Origin of the sequence: Psychrobacter halotolerans (assembly GCF_039680845.1) — a bacterium.
GTDB lineage: Bacteria > Pseudomonadota > Gammaproteobacteria > Pseudomonadales > Moraxellaceae > Psychrobacter.
Genome location: NZ_JBDKWD010000001.1, coordinates 481,435 through 506,438, shown reverse-complemented (window position 1 = coordinate 506,438; position 25,004 = coordinate 481,435). Strand labels below are relative to the sequence as shown.

Sequence of the window (25,004 nt, the reverse complement as noted above, 5' to 3'; positions counted from 1 at the left end):
TCAAGCTTAACCAATCAGACAAAAAAACAGTGACATTTAAAAGGACAGTGGCATTTAAAAAACAGCGGTATATACAGTCCTTATGTGCTACCAACATCAATTGGAAAGATCATGAATAAATGAATAGGAGCAATCAATAAGCGCGCTCAAAAGGGTTACTGTTCGGCAGGTGCGCGCAGGAGCAACCACAAAAATAGCACAGTGCCAACCACCCCAAAAACAGTGGCAACAGGCACCTCAAATGGATAGCGAATAGAGCGGCCAATGATATCGCACAAGAGTACGGCCGACGCCCCTAACAACGCGACCGCTGGTAAACTGCGACGCAATTTGTCCCCCATCAAGCGGCTGACGATGTTGGGTACAACCAAGCCAATAAACGGAATCATACCAACGGTCACAACGACCACCGCGCTCATCATCGCCACCATACCAACGCCAAGCCAAGTGACTTGTCGCTTGCTAATGCCTAAGTTTAACGCGATGTTATCGCCCAAGCCGACGATGGTCAATTTGTCAGCAATGATATATGCCAGCACGCACAGCCCACCTGTCAGCCAAAGCAGCTCATAACGGCCTGCCAAAACCCCTGAAAAATCACCAAACTGCCAAACGCTGAGCATCTGTAACGTCTCGGTTTGATAAGCAATAAAGGTTGTCACCGCCTCAATAAAACCGCCAAAAACAATACCAATGAGCGGAATCATCAAAAAGTCAGTAGGAGGAATGCGGTGGATGAGCGCCATAAAAATCATCATACCAAACACGGCAGCGATGGTAGCCACGCCCATTTTTATGATAAGAGCGCTGGCTGGAAATAGCAGACTGACGACCAATAACCCAAGCGCCGCACTTTGAGTGGCACCGACCATAGAGGGTTCAACAAAGCGGTTTTTGAGCACCACTTGAATGATCATTCCCGCCACCGCCATAGAGATGCCCGTCAAAATAATGGCAACGGTACGCGGTATACGGCTGATAAGGAGCAGGGAGGTATCGGAATTAGCACTTTGACTGATCAGGCTTTGCAAAATACCGGACCATGAAAAATCCGCCACGCCGATAGACAAGCTTAACAACACCAAAAGCCCCATGATAATGAGGCTACCGGTGTTAATCAGCCATGGTGGTATGGCGATACGTCGATGTTTGGAATGCAGGTGGTCACCAGCCCCATTTTGCCAACTTGATGACGCAGCTGGCAAAGAAGAATCGGCTTTCACGCTGGTATGAGCACGATGTGAAAATAACGACATAGTGACTACTGGCTTAAAAATAAGAGGTTATAACGAAATTAAAGCAGTGGCTTAAACAGTGATGACGCTTACTGAGCACCTGCAAACGCGTTTTTAATCGTGGTCAAGTCCTGTATCCACTGATAATAACCACCGAAGGCAAGATAAGAATCTGGGCTTAGGTAAACCACTTGGTTTTTACGCCACGCATTGGTTTGAGCGACCAGCGGATTGTCTAATACAGCCTTAGCACCCGCGCCATCTTCGCCAATGGCGGCACTACGATCGAGAACAAATAGCCAATCGGGATTGGTCTTTTGTAAGTATTCAAACGATACGGGCTGGCCATGTTTCGCGTCTTTGATTTGATCGTCTGCCATAGGCACATCGACGACAGAATGAATAAAGCCATAGCGGGATTGGGCACCATAAGCGGACAGTTTATTACCATTCACCATGATAACTAAGCCGGTTCCTTTATCTTTAATGACCGCTTTGGTCTCGTCGATAAGAGTATCGATATCTGCTTGTAGTTTTAACGCCTCGTCGCTCTTACCAAATAACGCACCCAAATCATGTAGGCGCTGCTTACTCGACTCATAGCTGTTTGCCGTATCGATGCTCATATCTAAGGTTGGCGCAATCGTTGACAACTCATCGTATTTGTCAGCCATACGGGAGCCAATTAGAATTGCTTGCGGCTTCATCGCGTTCAAGGCTTCAAGATCTGGCTCAAATACTGTACCAACCCCTTCTGGTTCGGGCTGAGTTTTGGCGTGCAAGTTATCTAACATGAGGTTACTTGGCGTACCATCAACAGCCACATTCAATGCGGCCAAATCTTGCAACAAGGTCATGTCATAAACGACGAGTGGTGACGGGTTTATTGGCACATCGACATCGCCTTTTACCGTGTTGACCGAAATTTTCTCAGAAGAAACCGCGTCATTATTGGCAACATTTGTAGCATTGTCAGCGGTTTGGTTTTCAGTTTTGTCATCTGCTGGCTCAGAGTTATTGGCCTCAGGCGCACTACAGCCGGTCACACTAATGGTCGTCACCAGTGCTGTCATGATAGCAGTCAAGAGTGGGCGTTTAAGAAAAGGAAGAGAAGAGCGACTAGACAATACAGTAGAAGACATAAATAACTCGGGTTACCAAAGGTTTGGGCAACATTAAAAATACAATAATTGCCAATAAAAAAAATTGTATGGCGTAATTTCCTGCCATCCAAGTCTGAAAGAAGTTGTTTTAAATATCATTGATTTTTATTGCTTGCTTTGTTTTTTAAAAGGCAAGCATTTAGTGGATAGCCATTTATATTCTTAGCGTTTTGAGCTTTTTTAACATTATAAAGTGCGTAATCAATCAGCCATTATAATAGATTAATTGAGAGTCATTATCAATACAAATGATAATGATTTTTATTAGCAACACTAAAACTGCCATTTTATGCTACTGTTAAATGTGAGAAATGGGTTGAAAATTAACCTTTCGGGTCAGGATTTGTCTCTTAAAATAGCAGTACTATCGTTGAATATAACCAAGAAAATACGCAGAATTATTGTGATTACTATTGATAATAATTATCGTTTGCATTATTATCTACGGCATTCCATTTTGGTTAATCAATATTAGGGTGTTATGAGTTCAACGGATTTAGCAGCGCCATCACGTAGACTTTTGCTCACCGCTATCCTTATAGTGGTGGGATTGCATGTGTTGACGGTAGTCGCCTTAGCAGCCATTAAAACGCCTGAATTGAAAATTGATAAAAAAGAAACACCGCCTATTGAGATAGAGCTGGTTACGCCACCTCCTCCTCCTCCTGTTGAGATTGAAGAGATAAAAATAGAAGAAAAACCGGAGCCAGTTCGTGAGGTTAAGCCTAAGCCGAAGGCGCAACCAGTGGCTGCACCGAAGCCAAAACCTGCACCGAAGCCAAAACCTGCACCGAAGCCGGAACCAATAGTAAAAGAAAAAACAGTAACGCCTAAAACAAAACCGGTCGCACCAGTAAAAAAACAAGAAATTGAAAAACCTCCGGAAGAGCCATTAGTAGATCCTAAGATTGCCCAAGCAGCGGCAGACGAACAACGTAGAATCATAGCGGCGCAAGCAGAAAAAGCTGCTCAACAAGCGCAGGCGCAAAAAGCTCGCGAAGCCCAAGCGATTCGCGATGCTCAGGAGCAAGCAGCTCGTGATGCTGCTGCTGAAAAAGCTGCCGCAGAGGCTAAAGCCGCAAGAGAAGCCGCTGCTAGAGCCCAAGCTGAGGCCGCCGCCGAAAAAGCTGCTGCCGCTGCCAGCAATACGCCGCAGAACTTTACTGCGACCAACGCTAACTGGGCATCTGCACCGCGCTTTAGCTTCCCTAGTCGTGCTGCTCGTAGTGTACGCTCAGGCGAGCCACTCACCGTTGTATTGAGACTAAGAGTCAATAAGCAGGGCGGTATTGATAGCGTCAGTGTGGCTAAGTCTTCAGGTAATAAAGCGGTAGATAGTGCTGCGGAGAGCCAAGTACGTTCTGGTAAATTTAAACCATTCACCAAAAATGGTGTGCCAGTGGTAGGCAACGTCACATTACCTGTCTCTTATCAAGCACCATAAATAGATAGATAGCACCAAAAATAGATAGACACATAGTATTAATGAATGCCGAAGCAATAAATAATCACGTTATAGCAATGAAATAACAAATCAAGGAGTCTGACATGGACTTTATGCAATATTGGCAATTAAGCGACATGGTGACAAAAAGCCTGTTCTTTGTGCTCTTAGCTTTATCCATTATTTCATGGGTAACGGGCATCATTCGTGTGTTGCAAAGCCGCAAATTGGCCGCCAACGTGGCAGACGATTTGAGTCAGCAAATTCAGTCAACACAGAATGAACTGGTAGAGTCGGACGCGGCGACTCGACGTGTGGTCACCGAGCAAACCTTGCTCAAGCACATTGGTCGTTACCGTTTCGCTAGTGAGCGTGGCTTGCCTATCCTTGGTACGACGGCCGCGATTGCGCCATTTATCGGTTTGTTTGGGACGGTCTGGGGTATTTTTCATGCGCTACATAATATCGGTACGAGCGGGCAGGCAGGCTTAGGACAAGTAGCTGGGCCAGTCGGTGAAGCACTGATTATGACAGGTCTTGGTATCGCGGTTGCCATTCCAGCGGTGGTGTTTTATAACCTTGCGGTACGTATCAACCGCCGTGTGATGCATCAAGCCAACGATAGAGCGCATGATCTATTGGCAAACTCTGCTCGACTACCGACTCCTGCTGAGTCTGCTATGAGCATTAAAGCGCACGTCGCTCAGCCGCCAGTAGTAAAGGCGTCTCAGTCAAATGCTGAAGAAGTACAGCAAGCTGGACACTACCGTAGCTCAACATCATAGCCTTAATTATTATTAATTAATAAAGATAATAAACAGGGTGGTAAATTAAGAAAAAACAACGCCAGCGATGCGTCAAGAATGCTGGCTGCATTGAGAATAACCAAACGTATTGAGAAGAACTATGGCATTTCAATTGGGTGATGATGACGTTCAAGGTATGAATGAGATGAACCTCATTCCGCTTATCGATATCATGCTGGTATTGATGATTATATTTCTATTGACGGCAACCGTGCTAAATCCAACGGTGCCATTAGACTTACCGAAGACCAGTGCGGCGGTGAATGACACCCCACCAGAAGCCATTCAAATCAGTATCGATAAGGACGCTGGTATATTTTGGGACAGCGATCCGATTAGTATGGAGGAGCTGGAAACCCGGTTGCAACAGCAAAGTGCCGCGGGTAATAACCCTTCTGTTCAGCTGCGTGCTGATAAAGAAAGTAAGTACGATACCGTGGCTCAGGTATTGGCAGCGACCAGTCAAGCGGGACTTAGCAAAGTTGCCTTTGTCAACGAATAACCTGCTTTGATAGAGACGACGAAAAATTTATCCGCTTATACTGTGTTTTTATATTAGTAAACTCACTAACAAGATCAGTAAACTGATGCATAGAAAAATTGCCAAGATAATAAGAAGAAAAATCAAAGTAATAAGTCTCTCCTTTAACCTCACTTGGGTCACCTTGTGAGGTTTTCTTTATGCTAGTCATACTGAAGTTTTTGGATGAAAAACAAGTATGATCAATGGAGATTGGCAAGTTTTGTACGTTTATAGCACTCTGTTAATGGGCAATGGCGAGCTAAGATAGGTAAGTTTTAGATAACAGAGTAAGGAAATATCATCCTATTACCAGCCATAGCCAAAGGGACGATAGCCGTAACCGAAACGACCAGGGCCATAACCAAATGGAAAAGGTGAGCGCAAATAGTCAAGGTCACGCTGACGAATATAATAGTAACGACCTTGTGAATATGCTTCTTCTAGCTTTTCAATGCCTTCAAGTGGGCAAACAGGTTGCCAATCATAACCTTCGCGTCCCAGTTTATAAGCATTGAGTTCGGTACAATAGTTTTTGAGGCCTTGCTGGCGTCCTTGCTCCCATTGTATGCGGTTGGGCATGGCACCGCCCACTTTGGCGCAACTATCAGCATAATGGCCAAAGTAAGCGCCTGAACGTCCTCGCAAGCCGTCCGCGTAGCCAATTTCCTGCCAATTGCCGGTTTGACATTGCTGCGGTGTCAGGCTCTGAGTGGTGGCACAGCCTGATAAGGCCAATAGGGCAGCGCCCGTCAACGTCACAGTAATACCAAAGCGACTGGTCGCCGTATGGGCAAGCTTACGGGCAAAATCAGTAGTTGATGAGTTTAGCTTAAGAAAGTAATTCATAATAAACCTGCGCGCGTTTAAAATTATGGTTTATCATAGCACTTTTTGCAGCAGGCAACTTTTTATATCTGCTTATGATGTCTATTTTATTTTATCTAAGTGATTGATATCCCAATATAAATAGTGAGGTAAGATCAGACTGCGCTATTGGGTTTTGACTACTGACGGATGTCACAGGCTTGATTTTTATTGGTTCGCGCTCATTATAAGCGTCTATATATCAGTTGTTTGCTATATGCAGCTTTTATTGCCAACTGGCGCACAGTGGTATTTTTTAGGATTATTTACGTTTTTGATGCTATTCAAATTTAGTCAAAAGGCCAGACCATCATGGGAACATTAATTGGCGTTATCATTGTACTGTTCGTATTAGGGAGTATGATGGCGCTCAAACCTAACGGTATCGATCAGCGTTTGGATCAACTGCGTATGACTGCTCGTCGTTTGCAGCTAAATCCAAAACTCGTTGCTTGTCCTGACTGGATAAAAGGCCGAGACAATGAGTATGGGCGCGGAATGATGGGTCAATATTGCTTAGTGCTAGAAAACACCCAGCTACCGCACACGCGTTATCAAGTCATTGATGGTCAATGGCGACCAGACAGTAGCTTTGTTGATACGACTAAAGATGAGGTCAAGCTCAATATCCCAAGTGCTATTCGCTCCAACCAAGGCCGAGCCAATGTCGCTGTTAAGAAGACTGATTTTAGCTTGGATAAAGCACCACTGGACTTACCCAGCAGTATCGAGCCTTTTGTAAAAGGGTTACTGACCAAGGCCAATAGCATTATTATTTATTGGGAAGACATTGCTTATGTGCGTCCGGCAAGCAACCCCAGCTACCAAAAACAAAAGATTGAAGCTGATTTATTAATATTGAAAGAAAATCTTGAGAAATGGGCATTGGAGATGCAAAAAACGCCTATAGCATGATAAAAAATTTTTTAATCTCCAATAAAAGACAATATGCAAGCACTTTTCGCAAACGCACAGTCGTTTATCATTGACAGTTTGACGCTTAGCAGTGTAACGTCTTCATAACCCTACCTCTGCCCTGAGGTCATTATCTGTTTTGTAACCGTTTTTGAGAGCAGCTATTACTACAAGAACCAATGAGCGATGATAAATTGCTCTGCTGCCAAATTTATTATTATCTTTAATTTACTTATATTATGGTGTCGTCAAATATGGCAAAAACTACAACGAAAAAAAGTCCAGCATCCGATGCGGACAGCCCAAAGGGCAAGTCTTTGGTGATTGTAGAATCGCCAGCCAAGGCAAAAACGATTAATAAATATCTCGGGACTGACTTTATCGTACGTTCCAGTATTGGTCATGTCCGTGATCTGCCAGTCAGTGCCAGTAAGAGCACCAAAAAAGCCGCTGCGACCAAAAAAGATGAGAGTCTGAGCAAAGAAGAAAAAGCGCAGCAAGCACTGGTACGCCGGATGGGTATAGATCCAGAGCACGACTGGGCAGCAGTATACGAAGTACTGCCAAACAAAACCAAAGTAATCAAAGAGCTCAAAGCCCTAGCCAAAGACGCTGACAAAATCTATCTGGCAACGGATATGGATAGAGAAGGTGAGGCGATTGCTTGGCATCTCAAAGAAGTCATCGGCGGGCCGGATAGTAAATATCAGCGCGTGGTCTTCAATGAGATTACAAAATCTGCCATTCAGAATGCTTTTAAACAACCCTCAAAGCTCGATATCGACCGTGTCAATGCACAACAAGCGCGTCGGTTTTTGGATCGAGTGGTCGGCTTTATGGTATCGCCGCTATTGTGGCAAAAAATCGCCCGCGGTCTGTCAGCAGGTCGCGTCCAGTCGGTTGCGATGCGCTTGGTAGTTGAGCGGGAGCATGAGATTCGCGCCTTTATTCCAGAAGAATACTGGCAAATTCATGCCGATACCCATATCGCTGATAGTAAAGCCAAAAATACCACAGACGCTGAGCCAATTGGAATTCGCTTAGAGGCGACCAAGCAAGCTGGCAAGCCACTTAAGCTTGTGAATAAAGAGCAGACTGACAAAGTCTTAGCCGTGCTAAACGCAAGCGACTTTATCGTGAAAGAGCGGGAAGAGAAGCCTACGCAGTCACGTCCGAGCGCACCCTTTATTACCTCGACCTTGCAGCAAGCGGCCAGTACGCGTTTGGGATTTTCTGTTAAGAAAACCATGATTTTGGCGCAGCGCTTGTACGAAGCGGGTCACATCACTTATATGCGTACCGATTCGACATTCTTATCAGGAGATGCGCTCGCGGCCGTGCGTGGTCATATTGAAGACAGCTATGGCGCAAAATATGTGCCAGAAAAGCCAAACTTCTATGGCAATAAGCAAGGCGCACAAGAGGCGCATGAAGCCATTCGTCCGTCTAATGTCAACATGAAGTCAACCCAGTTAAAAGGCGTTGAGCGCGATGCCATTCGTTTATACGAGCTAATCTGGCGTCAGTTTGTGGCTTGTCAGATGCTACCCGCAAAATATCTGTCGGTGAACTTGTTTGTTAGTGCAGGCGATGTTGAGCTAAAAGCGCGCGGTCGTACCATGGTGTTTGATGGTTATACCAAAGTGATGCCACCTGCCAAAACCGATGATAACTTATTGCCTGATGTCAAAAAGGGCGATCAGTTAACGCTGGATAAGTTGGATCCAAGCCAACACTTTACCAAGCCACCACCGCGCTATACAGAGGCAAGCTTGGTAAAAGAGCTTGAGAAAAAAGGTATTGGTCGTCCATCGACTTATGCCTCTATCATTTCCACCATTCAAGATCGCGGCTATGTAAAACTTGAAAACAAGCGTTTATTTGCCGAAAAAATGGGCGACATTGTCACCGATAGATTGACAGCCAGTTTCCCAGATTTGATGGATTATACCTTTACCGCAGCGCTAGAAGACAAGCTCGATCATGTGGCAGAAGGCGAGCAAAACTGGAAGGATGTGCTAGACAACTTCTACGGCGAGTTTAAAACCACCCTTGAGCATGCCAAAGAAAAAGATGGTATGCGTCCGAATGATCCGACCGATGTACCCGATGTGCATTGCGACATTTGTGATCGTCCGATGCAACTACGTACGGGCTCAACAGGGGTGTTTTTAGGATGTACGGGTTATAACTTACCACCAAAAGAGCGCTGCAAAGGCACCAAAAACTTAATGCCAGTTGAGGCGTTTGCCAATCTTGATGAAAGCGACGCGGCTGATGAAACCGCTGAAGTCAAAGATTTGATGGAGAAAAAGCGCTGCCCGAAATGCGGTACAGCCATGAACGGTTATATCGTCGATGGCGGGCTTAAACTGCATGTTTGCGGTAATAATCCTGATTGTGACGGTTATATTCTAGAAGAAGGGAAATTTGAAGTACCGGGCTCTGATGCGCCGACCATCGATTGCGATAAGTGTGATGGACAAATGGAGCTTAAGACCGGACGTTTTGGTCCTTATTTTGCTTGCCAAAAATGTGACAATACACGTAAGGTACTAAAAACAGGCGAAGCGGCACCGCCGCGCATGGATCCGATTCATCTACCAGAATTGAAATCGACCAAGCACGATGATTATTTTATCTTGCGTGAAGGCGCGGCTGGTATGTTCTTAGCGGCATCTAAGTTTCCGAAAGTTCGAGAAACGCGTCCGCCAAAGCTTGCCGAGCTGCGAGAGATCAAAGATAAGATGGAAGATAAATTCCAGTACTTGTTTGAAGGGCCAGACGAAGATCCTGACGGCAATCCAACGATTCTGCGCTGGTCGCGTAAGAAAAAAGAGCAATATATTGGCTCTGAGAAAAATGGTAAAGCCACACGTTGGGGAGTGTACTGGCGTAAAGGCGAGTGGGTCGAAGAATAACAGTTTTTCTATCAACCATAAAAAAACCTCTTAGATACTAAGAGGTTTTTTTTGATCTAAAAATAATATTAGTTATAAAATATACACTTTATCTTATACTTAACTTTATTTTTAATAACTATTATATTCTAAAGAGCTATTAGGTTTTCTCGATGATACCACATGCAACACGGTCGCCTGCATTACCAGCGGGCTGGCTCTTATAGTCATCGGCATTGGCATGAACAATAAATGCTAAACGATTGACACTGTATTTGCCTACTTCAGCTGCAGAGATTTTCTTGTTCACGTAGTTAATAGTAGCAACGCCATTTTCATCGGCTGTTAAGTTCGGTAAATCACCTGCGTGACCATTCATGTCATCTGGGTTTGAGTGTGGCTTGTTGTCTGGATTGAAATGGCCACCTGCCGCTTTACCCATATCTGCACAGCTACCCGTTTCATGAATGTGTAGCGCAACCGTTTTACCTGGCTGCAAGTTCATAAGCTTACCATAGACTTGAACACCGCCATCAACTGGACGTAAGAAGACTTGTCCCACTTCTTTTTCTTTACCATCTACTGTCTTAATCGTTGATTTTAGAGCAGGCTGGTTTAATGGATTACCTGTCTGCATTTGGCTTTCAACCGTTTGGCAACCTGTCATCGCTAATGCTGAACCACATAGTAGGGCACTTGCAAGCATCGTCTTATTCATTATTATCTCCATTTATATTTAATTGTTATGAAGAATGACTTTCACTGTCATTACTGTCATTTTGTTTGAATTGCTAGAACATTGCTTAATGTCATCATTAGTATAGCCAAGGGCGTCGTGTAGATATTCATCAAAAGCGCAACAATCAGTTAATAAATGTAAGTAACGTACGGGTTTGAAATTTCTTAAAATGCTCTTTTTGCTTCATTTTGCCAAACTAGAGTTTCACCTGACTCTAATTTTTGAGTGAGTAAATAATAAGGCAAATTTGAATCGTCAACACTGGTACTCGGAAGCTGCTTTAAGGACAACTGACTTTTACTCAGCTGTTCAAGGGATCTGATTTTATCTTCTGCGGCCTCACGTTTGGGTTCACAGCCCATCATAGTTTGTGGCGCGGAACCAATCATTAAGATGTTGTCAGACGTTAAAATATACGGACCGCCAACACCGTTGCAGTCAGAATAAAAGCCAGCGCGATGCTCATCTAAGTTAGATAAAGAAGAGCTAAAATCGGCTGTGACTGGGTATCCCGTACGTGTAATGTCTTCTATGGTTTCCTGTTTGCTATCCATAGCACTAACCAAGCGCCATCTATAATCCTCTAAAAAAGCATAATCAATCGGTAGTCCAAAGATTGGCTTTACTGTCTTGGCTTTTCCCTCAAATATGAGCTGTTTGTCTTGCGTATTTAAAGCCAGCAGAGGCGAGGTTTGATTTTTTAAAGCGAGTTTATGCAAGGGTGATGGTAAATTTGAGGTAGGTATTATTCTAAGAGTAAAACGTCCTCTACCATACTTGGGAAATAATTGGGTTAGATATTCAGAGATATCGCTTGCGACTTGCTTATCTTTAATTAGGCAAGAGGATGTTGTAATGGTGGTTACTTCATAAGAGCTGTAATGGTAATTCTGATAACCATCATGGTGTAAGCGATAACGCTGGCAATCATACTTAAATACTAGGTTATTAGGACGTATATCCAGCTTTAACGACTGTTCATTGTCAATTTGAGTAACGACGTTGTCTTCGTCTATCAAGCCTACCTGTTGCCAATCAAAGCGATTTAAGCGCTCGATAGGAAGCTCAGGCAATTTCCATGAAGAAATGTACTCGTTATTTTCACTTTGCGAAAAATTAATAATTTCTTCAAGCTTCACTGGTATTGACGTTTGGATAACTAAAGGTGTACTTGTATCATTATTCGTCGTCTGGCAACCTGTCAAAACAGTTAAAAATAAAATACCTAGAGACGCTGATGAATAAAATTGGTGCAAAGTCATGATATTCTGCTATATAAACATTTGTTTAAAATATAGCATAGCTGCTTGATTTCATCAGTGTTTTATTTTTGCCATAAAAAAAGCCGCCCATCTTAATGATGAGCGGCTTTATAGTTTTTAATACTTAATTAATAGCTAATTAGTTATGTAGCGCTTTGCCCGAGGTTTTATCAACCGTTACTTTAGCAGGCTTAAGCGGTTTTGGCATACTAACCAAGGCAACCTTTAATATCTCATCAATCGTTGCCACAGGCTGAATGGTCAGACCTGCTTTGACGTTGTCAGGGATATCCGCCAAGTCGCGCTCGTTACTTGCTGGAATCAAGACATGCTTGATACCACCGCGATGCGCCGCGAGCAGCTTCTCTTTGAGACCGCCGATACGTAGGATTTTACCACGTAAAGTAATCTCGCCAGTCATCGCGATATCTGGACGAATGGCAATGCCAGTCAGTGCAGAGACTAGGGCAGTGGTGAGTGCGCCACCAGCAGATGGACCGTCTTTGGGTGTTGCCCCTTCTGGCATATGCACATGGACGTCAGTCGTCTTGTACGCTTCATAGTCAATGCCTAGGCTGTCACCGCGAGCACGAACCACGCTCATGGCGGCACGGATCGACTCTTTCATCACATCGCCCAATGAGCCAGTAAAGCTCAGCTCACCTTTACCTTTCATGGCGACCGCTTCGATGGTTAATAGCTCACCACCGACTTGCGTCCAAGCAAGACCAGTAATACGGCCAATCTCAGGCTCTTCTTCAGCCAGACCGTAGTCGTACTGATGCACGCCTAGATAGTCATCGATGTTTTTGTCATCGACCACGACCAGTTCGCGTTCTGCTTTTTTGGGAGCGCGTGCGCCATGCGTTTCAACCGAACCGCGAACCACTTTGCGGCAGATTTTATTCACTTCACGCTCAAGGTTACGCACACCAGCTTCTCGCGTATAGCTGCGCACGATACTGTGTAATGCCGCTTCCACGATCTCGATTTCACCATCTTTGAGACCATTTTGCTTAATCGCTTTTGGCACAAGGTATTTCTGCGCGATATTGACCTTTTCTTCTTCGGTATAACCCGGCAGACGAATGACTTCCATACGGTCAAGCAATGCTGGCGGAATATCCATGCTATTGGCTGTACAGATAAACATCACTTGTGACAAATCTAAGTCCATGTCCAAATAATGGTCATTAAACGTGTCGTTCTGTGATGGATCTAATACTTCCAGCAATGCTGATGCCGGATCGCCACGGAAGTCTTGCGCCATCTTATCGATTTCATCCAATAAGAATAATGGGTTTTTGACTTCAGCTTTGGCCAGCGATTGTACGATTTTACCCGGCATGGCTCCGATATAAGTACGGCGATGACCGCGAATCTCGGCTTCATCACGCACGCCGCCAAGCGCCATACGCACAAACTTGCGACCAGTGGCTCGAGCAATCGATTCACCCAATGAGGTCTTACCCACCCCTGGAGGACCGACAAGACACAAGATCGGGCCACGCAGTTTTTTCACGCGTGATTGTACGGCGAGATATTCTAAGATGCGGTCTTTTACGTCTTGCAAACCGTAGTGATCTTCATCTAAGACAGTCTTTGCTTTGTCTAAATTGATAGAAACCTTGGTCGTTGCATTCCACGGCGTGTCCAAAATCCATTCAATATAGTTGCGTACCACTGACGATTCACTTGATGCAGGCGGCATCATTTTGAGCTTTTTAAACTCTTGCTCCGCTTTTTTACGCACATCGTCTGGTAAGTCAGCATCTTCTAAACGCTGCTCAAGCTCAGCCACATCATCTTCGCCATCGAACGCGCCGTCATTCATATCTGACAGCTCGTTTTTAATGGCTTTCATTTTTTCATTTAAGAAGTATTCGCGCTGGTTGTCTTCCATTTGCTGACGCACGGCTTCTTGAATGTCTTGTTCGATGTTTTGTTCCGCACTTTGCTTGACGAGATATTCTGTCAACGTATTGATGTGTGTTTTGATGTCGTCTTCTTCTAAGAAAGACTGTTTAACATCAAGATCCATCGACACACGTGTTGAGATGAAATACACCAACTCGAGTAAGTCATCGATACGTTTTGCCACGCGAGTCAGCTCACGCGCATTACGCAGACGCGCATCCGCATAGCTTTCAAACAATGTGGTGAGTGCCTGAATGGTATTTTTCTGTTGGCTCTCATCCATACTGACATCGAGATCAGCACGTTCAAATTTTGCCATCAGTAGCTCGTCGTGATTCTCAATCGACTCGACGCGCGCACGGTATTGACCTTCGATCAATACTTTGATGCAGTTCTCATCGCTATCATGGGGCATGGTGCTGACAATGCGACAAACCGTACCATACTGGTATAAGTTGTCCTGATCGATGTCTTCTGTTAGTGAGTCTTTTTGGGCAACGACCAGTACTTTACTGCCGTACTCCGCTTGCGCCAATTCAACTGCTTTGACGGATGGGGCACGGCCCACGAACAATGCAATTTGCATGTGTGGATAGACCACAACATCACGTAGTGCCAACAACGGTAGATAGCTGTCAGTAGGATTGTTTTTTACGTCTTTGTCATCAAGATCATGGTCTTTGCCATTGGTTGACGCAGTCTCTAGTGCATCATTAGACGAGGTCTCAGATGCAATATCTAGCTCGTTGTCTTCTGCAACAGTAGATGAAACGTCGACATCAATATCGATATTGTCTTGGGTTATTTTATGTTCACTCATAGATTCTTCCTCGTTCACCAGACTTGTAAAGTCAAGTTCGTGGTTCATGTTTAGATAAATGGTGTCCACAGATAAAATTGCAAGTCTCATTGACGAAGTTGCGCGCTTATCTTTATGAAATAGCGATGTCTGTTTGCACATTAAAGCGACTACTGCGATGAATTCAATACGATATTACGCTATATCTGTGCAGCCTAGATATATAACAACTGGCATACGGTCAATAACCATCGGGTTCTATGCGTAGGTTTTATAAGCAAAATCAGGTAAACTGACGCCCGTCTAAAATGCAGAGCTAATACAGAGCTTAAGTGTAGCGCGTTCTAGTTAGCGCGTTCTAGTTAGATGGTATTTCAGACCGCTCTTTTAAACAGTAGGTTTGAGATACTTTTTAAAAATTTATCCCAGCCACGCTGACAGTTTTTATAGTGATCTTACTATAGCGTAATCGGTTTTAAGCAATTCGTTGGTCATCATAGGCCAAACAGACAAAGCAAGTAGAAAAGGGGCAACACATGGCAATCAATGCAGTACTTCTAGCAGTTATCATCATGCTAGGACTGTCACTCTCAAGAGTGCACGTGGTGCTCAGTTTATTGATCGGGGCGCTGGCAGGCGGATTGCTGGCAGGTCTTGGTATTACTAATACGTTAGAGGCTTTTCAAGAAGGCATTCGCAATGGGGCGCAAATCGCGCTCTCATACGCCTTGCTGGGCGCGTTTGCGGTTGCGATCGCACATTCTGGGTTGCCGCAATCATTGGCAGGCGCTGTGATTAAACGTATTGATGCAGGCGGCACCAGTGGTTTGATTAAGTATATGCTATTTGCAGGCTTAATCACCATGAGCTGCTTTAGTCAAAACCTAATCCCCATTCATATTGCCTTTATTCCATTGCTTGTACCGCCATTACTACTGGCCTTTAATCGGATGCAGATTGATAGACGACTCATCGCTTGTCTGTTGACCTTTGGTCTGGTCACCACGTATATGTTTATTCCGTACGGCTTTGGTGATATTTACCTCAATCAAATCATGCTAAAAAACGTTGGCGAAGCGGGCATCGATGTCGCCAATATTTCGGTTGTGAAAGCGATGGCCATTCCGGCTCTAGGAATGCTCTTAGGCTTAATCGTAGCGGTGTTTGTCAGTTATCGTAAGCCGCGTCATTACGAGCAAGTGGCGATAGACAAAGCGGCTCACGATGCCGTGGTAGAAGGTGATGCGTTAAGCAAAACGGCTGCGGACGCGCAAACGCAAAGCAAGCTAAAAACGCTGGTTGCCTTGGCTGCTATTGTCACCGCATTTGTGGTGCAGCTCTATACCGATTCGCTTTTGCTTGGTTCTATGTTTGGCTTTGGTGTCTTTATGGCGACAGGCGTGGTCAAGTGGCGGGAAGCCGATACCGTCTTTAATGATGGCATCAAGCTGATGGCAATGATTGGCTTTATTATGATTACCGCACAAGGCTTTGCAGAAGTGATGAAAGCGACTGAGCAGATTCAGCCATTGGTCGATGGTGCGGCGTCTTTGTTCGCGGGCAACAAAGCGATTGCGGCATTTATCATGCTTGCCATCGGTCTCATCGTGACGATGGGCATTGGTTCGTCGTTCTCGACCATTCCTATTTTGGCCGCGATTTATGTGCCGCTGTGTATCTCTTTAGGGTTTTCACCATTGGCGACTGTGGCGATTATCGGTACGGCGGGCGCGCTGGGTGATGCAGGATCGCCTGCGTCGGATTCAACCCTTGGGCCAACGTCCGGTCTCAATATCGACGGTCAGCATGACCATATTAAAGACAGCGTGGTGCCGACTTTTTTGCATTATAATCTACCATTATTGGCGTTTGGTTGGATAGCGGCGATGGTGTTGTAGATAAGCAGATTATTAAGTTTTTTATTTGCCAAAACTTCGTCGCAAAATAAATAAAAAAGTCTGACAAAAACACAGTATCAAACATAATATAAATGACAAAAATGTCCACATAATCATCCAAGCTAATGAGGGCGGCGCATGTATTGCCATCATCCCAAAGTAGACCAGAAACAATGCCGTCATCATTAGCATGATTAAAAACTTCCATCTACTACGCATATATACATCTATAACGACGAGTAAGCTTAAGTTTAAAATCATCGAAATCATTAATATGATGACTAATGCCATTGAATAAGAATGCGGCTCAGGATTATCATCAGGTAAGGCATAAGGGTTTGGCAAAAAACCTGAGGCAATAATTTGATAGGCGAAAAACAGCCATAAAACAGCAAAAGCGATGCGCAATGGTTTGGCGTAGAAGTAAGCTTTTATTGATTTTAGAGAGAGTCGCTTTGTTCGCATGCGTTATACTCGCTACTTGCTGAGTTATTATTTTGGATAAGTACTATTCATCAAAATCCTTAATCTCACCATTCAAACTACTCAAAAAGTCATCACTTTGTGCGAGCAACTTATTTAAGCGTTCTTCATTGATTAATCTTGTCATATCTTCAGAACTAAACGGCTGTTCTTGACTGTAATAACGTATCTCCCTAGCGTCATCATTGCCCAATGTTTGCAGATACTCGTCCACATTATCCGCGCTAGATTCTTTTTCGTCAGACTGTTTATTCCTACTCATCAAAACCACCTTATGCCGCTTGGCGTAATCAAACCATCTAATGGTACATCCCATGGCTGACGTTGCAAAGCTTCAACCACTTGAAAATCATAACACCAGCCAATTTTTAATGGCCTTGACGCACCAGCACGATAGCTTTTGCCTAGCGTGGTGTCATAAAATCCACCACCCATTCCCATACGGTTGCCGTTTAAATCTACCGCTACCAGCGGGCAGATAATCACGTCTAATTCGCGCGCCCACAGCAAACGCCGATGATGGTTTTGCTTCATACCCAAGCGATGAATACGGGTTGGTACGTTGACGAGTTTGGTATGATAAATCGGTACAAAACGCAATCGTTTATCGTCACTGCCTAATGAACCAACGACAGGCAAATAAGGCAAATAGCCTAAGCGCCTGCACCAGTCCAGCAGTGACTGAGTGGGCAACTCACCGAAGCCATCATAATATAAGCCGATACGCGAATTGACTGGCAACCGCTGCTGTAGCTTGGTTAAATGCAAACTTGCTGCTTGTGCTAAATTTCTACGTGCGCCATCGCTTAACTGACGTCGCTGGCGTGTAAAGTGTCGTCTGGGTGGGTTGCTGATTTCAGAATCCTTTGATGTAGGACTTTTGGGTTCAGGAAGCATATAAAGGCGATCCAATCATGTAGTAGAGTCGATTCACTTTACAACCGAAGCAATGCTACTGGGGTAAATTTTTTGTAGTCTCTGTCACGCTTGCGAACAGCAAGCAAGAAAAATTGATACCAGTAGCAGGTGACTACTCACGTATCGATTTTGTTTTGAACTGGCTATGAGTTGAAGATGGCTGATATTTTTAGACAACCGCAACGTTTATTTGTGAATATTCAACGCGCGTTAGTCATGCTATCATAACGCCACTTTATATCGTATTCTCCTTTATGTGCAGCGGATGTTGCACTTTTTACGGCTCAGCCATAAAACAACAAACCATCAAAGAGGGTAGTTATGTCGACACAGAATCAGGCAACTCGTACCGAAAAAGACACCATGGGCAATGTGGAAGTCCCAGCTGACGCTTATTGGGGTGCGCAAACGCAGCGTAGCCGCGAAAACTTCAAAATCGGTGGCGAAACATTGCCGCGTCCAATGATCGAAGCGATGGCATTGGTCAAAAAGGCTGCTGCGATTACCAATGCAAGCCTTGAGCGTATCGAAGATGACAAGCGTGATTTGATCGTACAAGCGGCTGACGAAATCATCAACGGTGGTCTAACGGATCAGTTTCCACTCGTTGTATGGCAGACAGGTTCTGGCACACAGTCAAACATGAATATGAATGAAGTACTTGCCAACCGTGCCAACGAAATCGCGGGTTCTGAGCGCGGTAGTTACACGCCAATTCACCCAAATGACCATGTCAACCATGCTCAGTCTACCAATGACAGCTTCCCAACCGCGATTCGTGTGGCGGCTGCGCGTCAGATCAACAGCTTATTGATCCCAGCGGTACAAGCACTGCGTGATACCTTGGACAAAAAAGCAAAAGAATTCGACAGTATCGTCAAAATCGGTCGTACGCATTTGCAAGATGCCACGCCTTTGACGCTAGGCCAAGAGTTCAGCGGTTATGTGAGCCAACTGGACCATTCATTAACGCGTATCGACAACGCGCTACAAGGCTTGTATGAATTGCCACTAGGCGGTACTGCCGTTGGTACTGGTCTAAATGCCCATCCTGATTATGCCGTAAAAGCAGCTGAGCAACTGTCAACTTTGACGGGCTTGCCGTTCGTCACGTCACCGAACAAATTTGAAGCGCTGGCCGCTCGTGATGCCGAAGTATTTGCGTCAGGCGCTCTAAAAACGCTCGCTGCTAGCTTAAACAAAATCGCGAACGACGTACGCTGGTTGGCATCAGGCCCTCGTTGTGGTCTTGGAGAGTTGACGATTCCTGAAAATGAGCCAGGCTCTTCTATCATGCCGGGTAAAGTAAACCCAACGCAGTCAGAAGCCATGACCATGGTTGTCGCTCAGGTTATGGGTAATGACGTAACTATCAGCATGGCTGGTGCATCAGGTAACTTTGAGCTAAACGTGTATAAGCCAGTGATCGCCTTTAACTTATTACAGTCTATTAAACTGCTTGGCGATGCGTGCAACAGCTTCAACGAAAACTGTGCGGTGGGTATCGAGCCAGTAAAAGACAAAATTGATGACTTCTTGCACAACTCGTTGATGCTAGTGACGTCATTGAACCGTCATGTTGGTTATGAAAATGCAGCAAAAATCGCTAAGACGGCTTATAAAGAAAACAAAACCTTGAAGCAAGTGGCAGTTGAGCTGGAGCTATTAACTGAAGCGCAGTTTGATGAGTGGGTCATCCCTGCTGATATGGTACATCCTAAGTAAGCTATCAAAGACTTCTTAGAATAAAAAAAGACCTTGTCATTTGGCAAGGTCTTTTTTTTGGTTTTGTTTACGCTTATTTATCGCTTTAAAATTCCGAAGCAAGAGTGACAGATGTTATCGATAGGGTAATTAGTTAAAAATGCTTATCTAGTATTTTTTCCATAAAGCAATCCAAGAACTCCTCAGTAACTCCCCTAAGACTTCTTCTTTGACAAAGTGAATAAAGCTCTTCGACCGCTGAATAGGTAAAATACCTTATATCTAACTCCTTAAACTGAGGTTTGTTAGCCTCTCTTATTACCTTATCCCGTAATTCATCAGGCGCAACAATTACATATCTTGTGGGGTAAGGTGGAAACTTATCGTAAAAGTTTTTCATTCGAGTCAGGCCACTTGTAACTCCCGTAGAGTGCTCAATCTCCATAACCGCAGGCATCAACCTTCCGTTTTTGAACCATATACAGTCAATCAGTAATGCTGCTTGAATTGCATCATCATATGCAGTCATCAGTTTTTCATCTTTTAATGAAGCAATTACTCCTTCATACTCGCTAATCCTTTTATTCTGATAAAGAATCCCTTTATCATTTTGCGCAATCCAAGTTCTAAAACTTAATTGTTTACCAATAAAGTAAAGCGCTATCTGAATTTGAGCATGTCGCCTTTGTATATCAATATCTATTTCTTGTTGTTCAAATGAATCTGGAAGTACAAGTGAATCATAAAACGCATCTAGTGCGGGCATTTCGGAAATTACAATATCTGTTTCAATACTCTCAAGTATACCTGATCTATGTGGAGCTTCAGGCTTCCAGATTATATGCTTATGCCCATGCTTAACACTTGATAGACTCCCTTTGTTCTCGATACGACCTGGATAACAATAGTAAAATTGAGGAGTATGTGCTAATAAAGCTTCAAGAACACTTCTTGTATTATAACTACCACCCAAGACACGATCAAAGTTTATGGGTTGATTTGGATTAAAAGCATTAGCGATTCGCCAAATCAATTCGCTTGAAATAGTTTCAATCTTTTTATCTAGTTCAGTTTCTCCTTTAGAAGGGTTCCACCTTTTAATTCTTATAGGACCCTCAGGTAGATCAATGCCTTCAATTTTTATTAACCCTTTTGTTTTTGGATTTATATAGTTGTAAGTCTGATTCTTATCTAGTTGATTTAGAAAATATACAAGGTTTCCTGCTGATAGCTTTTGCATAGTACCCCTTCTTACTTATTAAAACTTTCTATGAAATGTTGTAGCGTTTCGGCAAGACCTTTCGAGGCAAGATAAGGAACACCATTGCCAATAGTTTTAAACATATTAGTAAGAGATATGTTTTCAGGAATAACAAATTCTTTTGGTAAAGACTGAATTGCTAAAGCCTCAGCAGCAGAAATTCTTCTAGCTTTATATGGATGTAAATGAACTTCATTGTTACCGTATGCCGCTGTAGGTGAATATCGCCATCTATGTAATCGTTTATATGATTTTTTTAGATCATCGCCTTCTCTGATTGATTGGAATTTTGGTAAACCTGCTCTCGGTTGGAAGTAGTGCTGTGAGTTTGGATGGTTTAAAACATCGTTCTTATCGAACCAGTGCTGGACTGTGAGCTTTTCATTAACCCCATCAGGACAAGGTTTATCTAGATTCTCAATAAATGTTTCTTGCGTTGGCCAGTTTTGAGATAAAATATTTTTAGCGTCATATAATAGTTTAGCATCCCAATTAAATGATTCAAGAACTGAGGTGCTACGTATCTTTACACTAAATCTTTTTAAAGTGCTCTGCTTGAAACCTATAAGAATGATACGCTCACGATCTTGCGGTGCGCCAAATTCTAGGGCATTTATCAATTTTTCTGTTAATAAATAACCCTTGTCAATTAACTTTATTTTCATGTCATCGAAAAAAGCTTTATGTTTTTTAGTACGATAAAGACCTTTTACATTTTCAAAAAGAAAGAAATCAGGTTGGTTTTTAATTATTAACTCAACATAAGTCGCTGAAAGTTTCCCGTTTTCACCTTCTATGCCTTTATTTTTGCCACCGACTGAAAAATCAGGACAAGGAGGGCCTCCAATGAAGCCTATCAAGTCAAAATTAGACTTTGCTGCTATTATGTTCTCTGACAATGATGATAATAAGCATTCATTCTCTAGAAATTCGCAAATATCTTCAGTACTATATCCAAACAAAGGCTCCGATATATTCATTTTCTCTCTTGAAGACTTATAAACTTCCATGAAAGGCTCATGGTACTCATTTACAAATAAAGTCTCAAAGCCAGTGGTAGTATCAAAACCAAGGTCCAAAAACCCAGCTCCTGAAAAAAAAGAAAATATTCCAGTTTTTATTTGTTGATTTTTATTCATAAATTGAAGTCAAAAGTCCTATGTTATATTTAAAGCATTGATTTTCTAGATAAATTAAAGCAAACTAAGTGTCTTTGATGATTCAGTACGTGAGTCTACCATCGAACTATTATACTGCTCATTTTGTACATAGCTAACACTTTTTCCTTGTTTAGCTGCAGTTTACCTTGTTATTGAAGTGATGATTATATTCAGAGTTAAACAGACCTTGTCTCGCGACAAGGTTTTTTTATGCTTATGAATTTTTGATGAAGAGGACGCGACAAAGACACAGCTTTTACGCAAAGTAAGGGTGATGAGATAGGTATATTAGGACCATTAGATAAAACAACTATTGCTCCAATATACTAAGTAAGGATAACTCATGAGCCTTGACGATACTTATTCCAACCCGCCAACACTGTCTAAAATAGCTCTGTACATGTGGCTGCTATCCCTATGTTTACCCACGCTACATTACGACGGTGAGACCTACTTTGGTTATGAGACTTTAGTCACGGGTATTCTGTTTGGTTGGATGGGTTTGGTATTTCAAGCTTATAGTAATCTCACTTTTTTGCTAGCGATATACCTGACGTTTCGCCATAAAAATCCGATTGAGCTTGCCGCTTTCACTTTTATTCTGGGGTTGTCCACTTTTTTACTCACAACCATAGTAGCAACAGGCGATAAAGGAATTCATGATTCAGAAATCGAACTAAAAGTTTGGGGCGTTGGATGTTGGATTGGCTCATACACATTGTTATTTATAAGCACGGTTTGGCGCTTCTATTTAGAGCGAAAATCGAATAAGATACGATAAAAAAGCCAGCAAAGCGTTTGAATTTACAACAGCTCGACTTAAACCAAAAAAGCCAAGCAAAATGCTCAGCTTTTCCATATTAAATCTATCAAAAACTCTAGAACTTATACAACAAACCGAGCGTCGTCGTTGCATCCGTACGTGAGTTGACCATTGGGCTGTCATATTGCTCATTGGGCAAATAACTCAAGCTTTGATTGGCAAATCCTGCCCAGTTTTCATTAAAGTCATAATTGGCGCTGATATTGATATACGGGTTCAGACTGTTGTTAGACTTATACGGTTCAACGCCTGATTTTGCTGACTCTGCTTCGGTCACGCCATAATAGTAGTTGTTATAATCTTCATCAAAATATTCAAAGCCAAAGCTTGGATAGACGGTTAGCTTATCTGCGGTGATTCTGCCAATATAAGTCAAGCGTGCCGTGTTGCCCCCACTTTTATCCAAAACATCAGTCGCGACTTGTGCGCGAAATGCACCAATAGGCGTACGGCGCTGATAGCTTACACCTGCCGACGCTGAGATTTTACGCTCGTCCAATTCTGCCAAATTGCCACTGGCATCGTCAGGATCAAAGCTGTTGCCAGACGGTTGAGCATAGACAGACAACTGATTGGTGCCATCATTGATCAGATACGCGCCCGCTTGTGCGCCGCGTGCGTAGACTCTATTGTTGTCATAAAATACGCCTGGCAACACCCGAAACTCGGTATTGTCATCTAAATCGTAGGCAGACTTGACTGCCATGGCGTTGACGCCAACACTCAACACAGCGTCATGGTCGGTCGGTAAGTTTTTATTCAGAAAAGGAATGGCACTAGACATGCTAGACACACTGAACAACGCAGTCGCCGTTAACAGGCTAAGTGAAGTGCGCGCAGAGAGAGTAGGTAGCGCTGCAAGTTTAAACATAATCAAGTCTCGTGATTGAGTGGGGATGGTTGAATAGTAGCACTAGGCAGAAATAATGGAGTAGGATAAGCTCAATGAGTATGATGCTTTTACAACAATTCAGCAATGATAAATAACTATGCTCGTTTACTCAATGCTTTTTAATACTTCTAAGAGTTGCTGGTGAATGTCTTGCCACCACCAGACAAAACCAATGCTGATGAGAAGTATCACCGCCCATGGTAGCAATTGCCAAATTAATGAAGGCCTCGCCGCTGTTTTTTGTTCGATGGCTTTATTGTGAGTAATATTATTGAACCTTGTCTCATCTTCTGTATTAGCTTGGGTTGACAGAGAACTATCAGCATCAGATGCTTCGTTAATGTAGCGGGTCTGATAGGTGTGCTCGCCATTATTGCGATAAGGGCTTTGCTTATTGGTTTGATAAATGCTTTGGTTTATCGGTGTGCTTATAGATGGATTTTGCTGGATTGGGGTTAGATTATTCACGCGCTGACGGTGAGCAACCGCAAAAGATAGGGCGATGACTAGCCCTGTAATCGCACCGCCAATGTGACCGGCGTTATCAATACCGGGCACAGCAAAACCATACACAAGATTGATGCCCATAATAAAGAGCAAGCTTCTTAAATTGAGCCTCATGCCATTGACTGACATGTTAAAGAAAGCGGCCATCAATAAAGCCGCGCCAATGCCCATGATGCCACCTGAGGCACCCGCTGACAGTCCGACTTGTCCCGTGCCATCCAAAATGCTTAGCCATGTCACTTGCGTATTGAGTAAATTACCACCGATTGCTGAGAGTAAAAACAACGCCAAAAATTTACCCGAACCAAACATCGGCTCAGCAATCCGACCAAAAAAGTACATAGCAAAGCCGTTAAACAGTAGATGCATCAGACCGATGTGTAAAAACGCACTACTGACCAAGCGCCACGGCTCATCATTCATGGTAAAAGGTAAGGCGTTAGCCCCCCATTTTATCAACATCTCAGACGTTGGGTTGTTGGCATCAGCGCCTGTTAATACCTGCATAATAAACAAACCGATAAAGCTTATTAATAATAAAGTGGTGACAGGTGCTGTTTTTAATAATTGTTGAATGGTCATAAAAGCTAATGGTGACGGAAAATTTATCAGTAAAGTATACAGGGTATATAGTGAGTTCGGCATAAAAACGATACAGCGGAACGGATATTAATTTTTTGCAGCCTCTGTCGGCGTAGGCACAGCAAGCCAAAAAAAATTATATTAGTTCCGCGTCGTGATATAACGTATCTGTGTTATTTAGAATCGACTATAATCAGACGACGTCACTT

The 25,004-nt window shown here is 43.4% G+C and carries 21 protein-coding genes; 8 read left to right on the top strand and 13 right to left on the bottom strand.

Going from position 1 to position 25,004, the window contains the following annotated elements; genetic code table 11:
* Positions 1 to 155: 155 nt before the first annotated feature.
* Positions 156 to 1,256 (bottom strand): ABC transporter permease, encoded by a 1,101-nt coding sequence (locus tag AAJP47_RS02140; RefSeq protein ID WP_346716258.1) that lies wholly within the window; start codon positions 1,254 to 1,256, stop codon positions 156 to 158.
* Positions 1,257 to 1,324: 68 nt separating this feature from the next.
* Complete coding sequence (locus AAJP47_RS02135; RefSeq protein ID WP_346716257.1) at positions 1,325 to 2,377, bottom strand: siderophore ABC transporter substrate-binding protein; 1,053 nt, start codon at positions 2,375 to 2,377, stop codon at positions 1,325 to 1,327.
* Between the two features lie 502 nt (positions 2,378 to 2,879).
* On the opposite strand from AAJP47_RS02135, the gene AAJP47_RS02130 reads away from it, so the two are divergent.
* From AAJP47_RS02130 to AAJP47_RS02120, 3 genes are all read left to right on the top strand, one after another.
* A complete protein-coding gene (locus tag AAJP47_RS02130; protein WP_346716256.1) occupies positions 2,880 to 3,842 on the top strand; it encodes an energy transducer TonB in 963 nt (320 codons plus the stop codon).
* A 104-nt stretch (positions 3,843 to 3,946) separates the two neighbouring features.
* Entirely contained in the window at positions 3,947 to 4,627 is a 681-nt protein-coding gene (locus AAJP47_RS02125; protein ID WP_346716255.1) for a MotA/TolQ/ExbB proton channel family protein, read from the top strand.
* A 121-nt stretch (positions 4,628 to 4,748) separates the two neighbouring features.
* Complete coding sequence (locus tag AAJP47_RS02120; RefSeq protein ID WP_346716254.1) at positions 4,749 to 5,150, top strand: ExbD/TolR family protein; 402 nt, start codon at positions 4,749 to 4,751, stop codon at positions 5,148 to 5,150.
* Positions 5,151 to 5,477: 327 nt separating this feature from the next.
* Here the strand turns inward: AAJP47_RS02120 and AAJP47_RS02115 are convergent, their stop codons facing one another.
* Positions 5,478 to 6,017: a DUF2799 domain-containing protein gene (locus AAJP47_RS02115; RefSeq protein ID WP_346716253.1), complete on the bottom strand. Its 540-nt coding sequence runs from the start codon at positions 6,015 to 6,017 to the stop codon at positions 5,478 to 5,480.
* A gap of 330 nt (positions 6,018 to 6,347) precedes the next feature.
* Between AAJP47_RS02115 and AAJP47_RS02110 the strand changes: the two genes are divergently transcribed.
* Together AAJP47_RS02110 and topA are read left to right on the top strand one after the other, a co-directional pair.
* Positions 6,348 to 6,950: a hypothetical protein gene (locus AAJP47_RS02110; RefSeq protein ID WP_346716252.1), complete on the top strand. Its 603-nt coding sequence runs from the start codon at positions 6,348 to 6,350 to the stop codon at positions 6,948 to 6,950.
* Positions 6,951 to 7,204: 254 nt separating this feature from the next.
* Positions 7,205 to 9,871: a type I DNA topoisomerase gene (gene topA, locus AAJP47_RS02105; RefSeq protein ID WP_346716251.1), complete on the top strand. Its 2,667-nt coding sequence runs from the start codon at positions 7,205 to 7,207 to the stop codon at positions 9,869 to 9,871.
* Between the two features lie 139 nt (positions 9,872 to 10,010).
* Here the strand turns inward: topA and AAJP47_RS02100 are convergent, their stop codons facing one another.
* The 3 genes from AAJP47_RS02100 to lon all read right to left on the bottom strand — a co-directional run bounded on the left by AAJP47_RS02100 (position 10,011) and on the right by lon (position 14,390).
* A complete protein-coding gene (locus AAJP47_RS02100; RefSeq protein ID WP_346716250.1) occupies positions 10,011 to 10,568 on the bottom strand; it encodes a superoxide dismutase family protein in 558 nt (185 codons plus the stop codon).
* A 185-nt stretch (positions 10,569 to 10,753) separates the two neighbouring features.
* The gene (locus AAJP47_RS02095; RefSeq protein ID WP_346716249.1) at positions 10,754 to 11,851 is read right to left on the bottom strand and encodes an META domain-containing protein; all 1,098 of its coding nucleotides are present in this window, start codon (positions 11,849 to 11,851) and stop codon (positions 10,754 to 10,756) included.
* Positions 11,852 to 11,990: 139 nt separating this feature from the next.
* A complete protein-coding gene (lon, locus tag AAJP47_RS02090; protein WP_497198675.1) occupies positions 11,991 to 14,390 on the bottom strand; it encodes an endopeptidase La in 2,400 nt (799 codons plus the stop codon).
* 713 nt (positions 14,391 to 15,103) lie between these two features.
* On the opposite strand from lon, the gene AAJP47_RS02085 reads away from it, so the two are divergent.
* Entirely contained in the window at positions 15,104 to 16,465 is a 1,362-nt protein-coding gene (locus tag AAJP47_RS02085; protein ID WP_346716247.1) for a Na+/H+ antiporter family protein, read from the top strand.
* Positions 16,466 to 16,486: 21 nt separating this feature from the next.
* Here AAJP47_RS02085 and AAJP47_RS02080 read toward each other — a convergent pair whose 3' ends face one another.
* The 3 genes from AAJP47_RS02080 to AAJP47_RS02070 are packed head-to-tail and all read right to left on the bottom strand — an operon-like array spanning position 16,487 to position 17,845.
* Entirely contained in the window at positions 16,487 to 16,930 is a 444-nt protein-coding gene (locus tag AAJP47_RS02080) for a hypothetical protein (RefSeq protein ID WP_346716246.1), read from the bottom strand.
* Between the two features lie 43 nt (positions 16,931 to 16,973).
* The gene (locus AAJP47_RS02075; RefSeq protein WP_346716245.1) at positions 16,974 to 17,210 is read right to left on the bottom strand and encodes a hypothetical protein; all 237 of its coding nucleotides are present in this window, start codon (positions 17,208 to 17,210) and stop codon (positions 16,974 to 16,976) included.
* Positions 17,210 to 17,845, bottom strand: a complete 636-nt coding sequence (locus AAJP47_RS02070; RefSeq protein WP_346716244.1) for a 5-formyltetrahydrofolate cyclo-ligase — start codon at positions 17,843 to 17,845, stop codon at positions 17,210 to 17,212. Before AAJP47_RS02070 ends, AAJP47_RS02075 begins: the two co-directional genes overlap by 1 nt.
* A 342-nt stretch (positions 17,846 to 18,187) precedes the next feature.
* Between AAJP47_RS02070 and fumC the strand changes: the two genes are divergently transcribed.
* Complete coding sequence (gene fumC / locus AAJP47_RS02065) at positions 18,188 to 19,591, top strand: class II fumarate hydratase (RefSeq protein WP_346716243.1); 1,404 nt, start codon at positions 18,188 to 18,190, stop codon at positions 19,589 to 19,591.
* A gap of 133 nt (positions 19,592 to 19,724) precedes the next feature.
* Here fumC and AAJP47_RS02060 read toward each other — a convergent pair whose 3' ends face one another.
* Positions 19,725 to 20,810 carry a type II restriction enzyme NmeDI-related protein gene (locus AAJP47_RS02060; RefSeq protein WP_346716242.1) on the bottom strand — a complete coding sequence of 362 codons (1,086 nt, stop codon included), beginning with the start codon at positions 20,808 to 20,810 and terminating at the stop codon, positions 19,725 to 19,727.
* Positions 20,811 to 20,821: 11 nt separating this feature from the next.
* Positions 20,822 to 21,970 (bottom strand): DNA cytosine methyltransferase, encoded by a 1,149-nt coding sequence (locus tag AAJP47_RS02055; protein WP_346716241.1) that lies wholly within the window; start codon positions 21,968 to 21,970, stop codon positions 20,822 to 20,824.
* Positions 21,971 to 22,334: 364 nt separating this feature from the next.
* Between AAJP47_RS02055 and AAJP47_RS02050 the strand changes: the two genes are divergently transcribed.
* Positions 22,335 to 22,772 (top strand): hypothetical protein, encoded by a 438-nt coding sequence (locus AAJP47_RS02050; protein WP_346716240.1) that lies wholly within the window; start codon positions 22,335 to 22,337, stop codon positions 22,770 to 22,772.
* A gap of 97 nt (positions 22,773 to 22,869) precedes the next feature.
* Here the strand turns inward: AAJP47_RS02050 and AAJP47_RS02045 are convergent, their stop codons facing one another.
* A complete protein-coding gene (locus AAJP47_RS02045) occupies positions 22,870 to 23,685 on the bottom strand; it encodes a MipA/OmpV family protein (protein ID WP_346716239.1) in 816 nt (271 codons plus the stop codon).
* A 126-nt stretch (positions 23,686 to 23,811) separates the two neighbouring features.
* Entirely contained in the window at positions 23,812 to 24,795 is a 984-nt protein-coding gene (locus tag AAJP47_RS02040) for a rhomboid family intramembrane serine protease (RefSeq protein WP_346716238.1), read from the bottom strand.
* Positions 24,796 to 25,004: the final 209 nt, after the last annotated feature.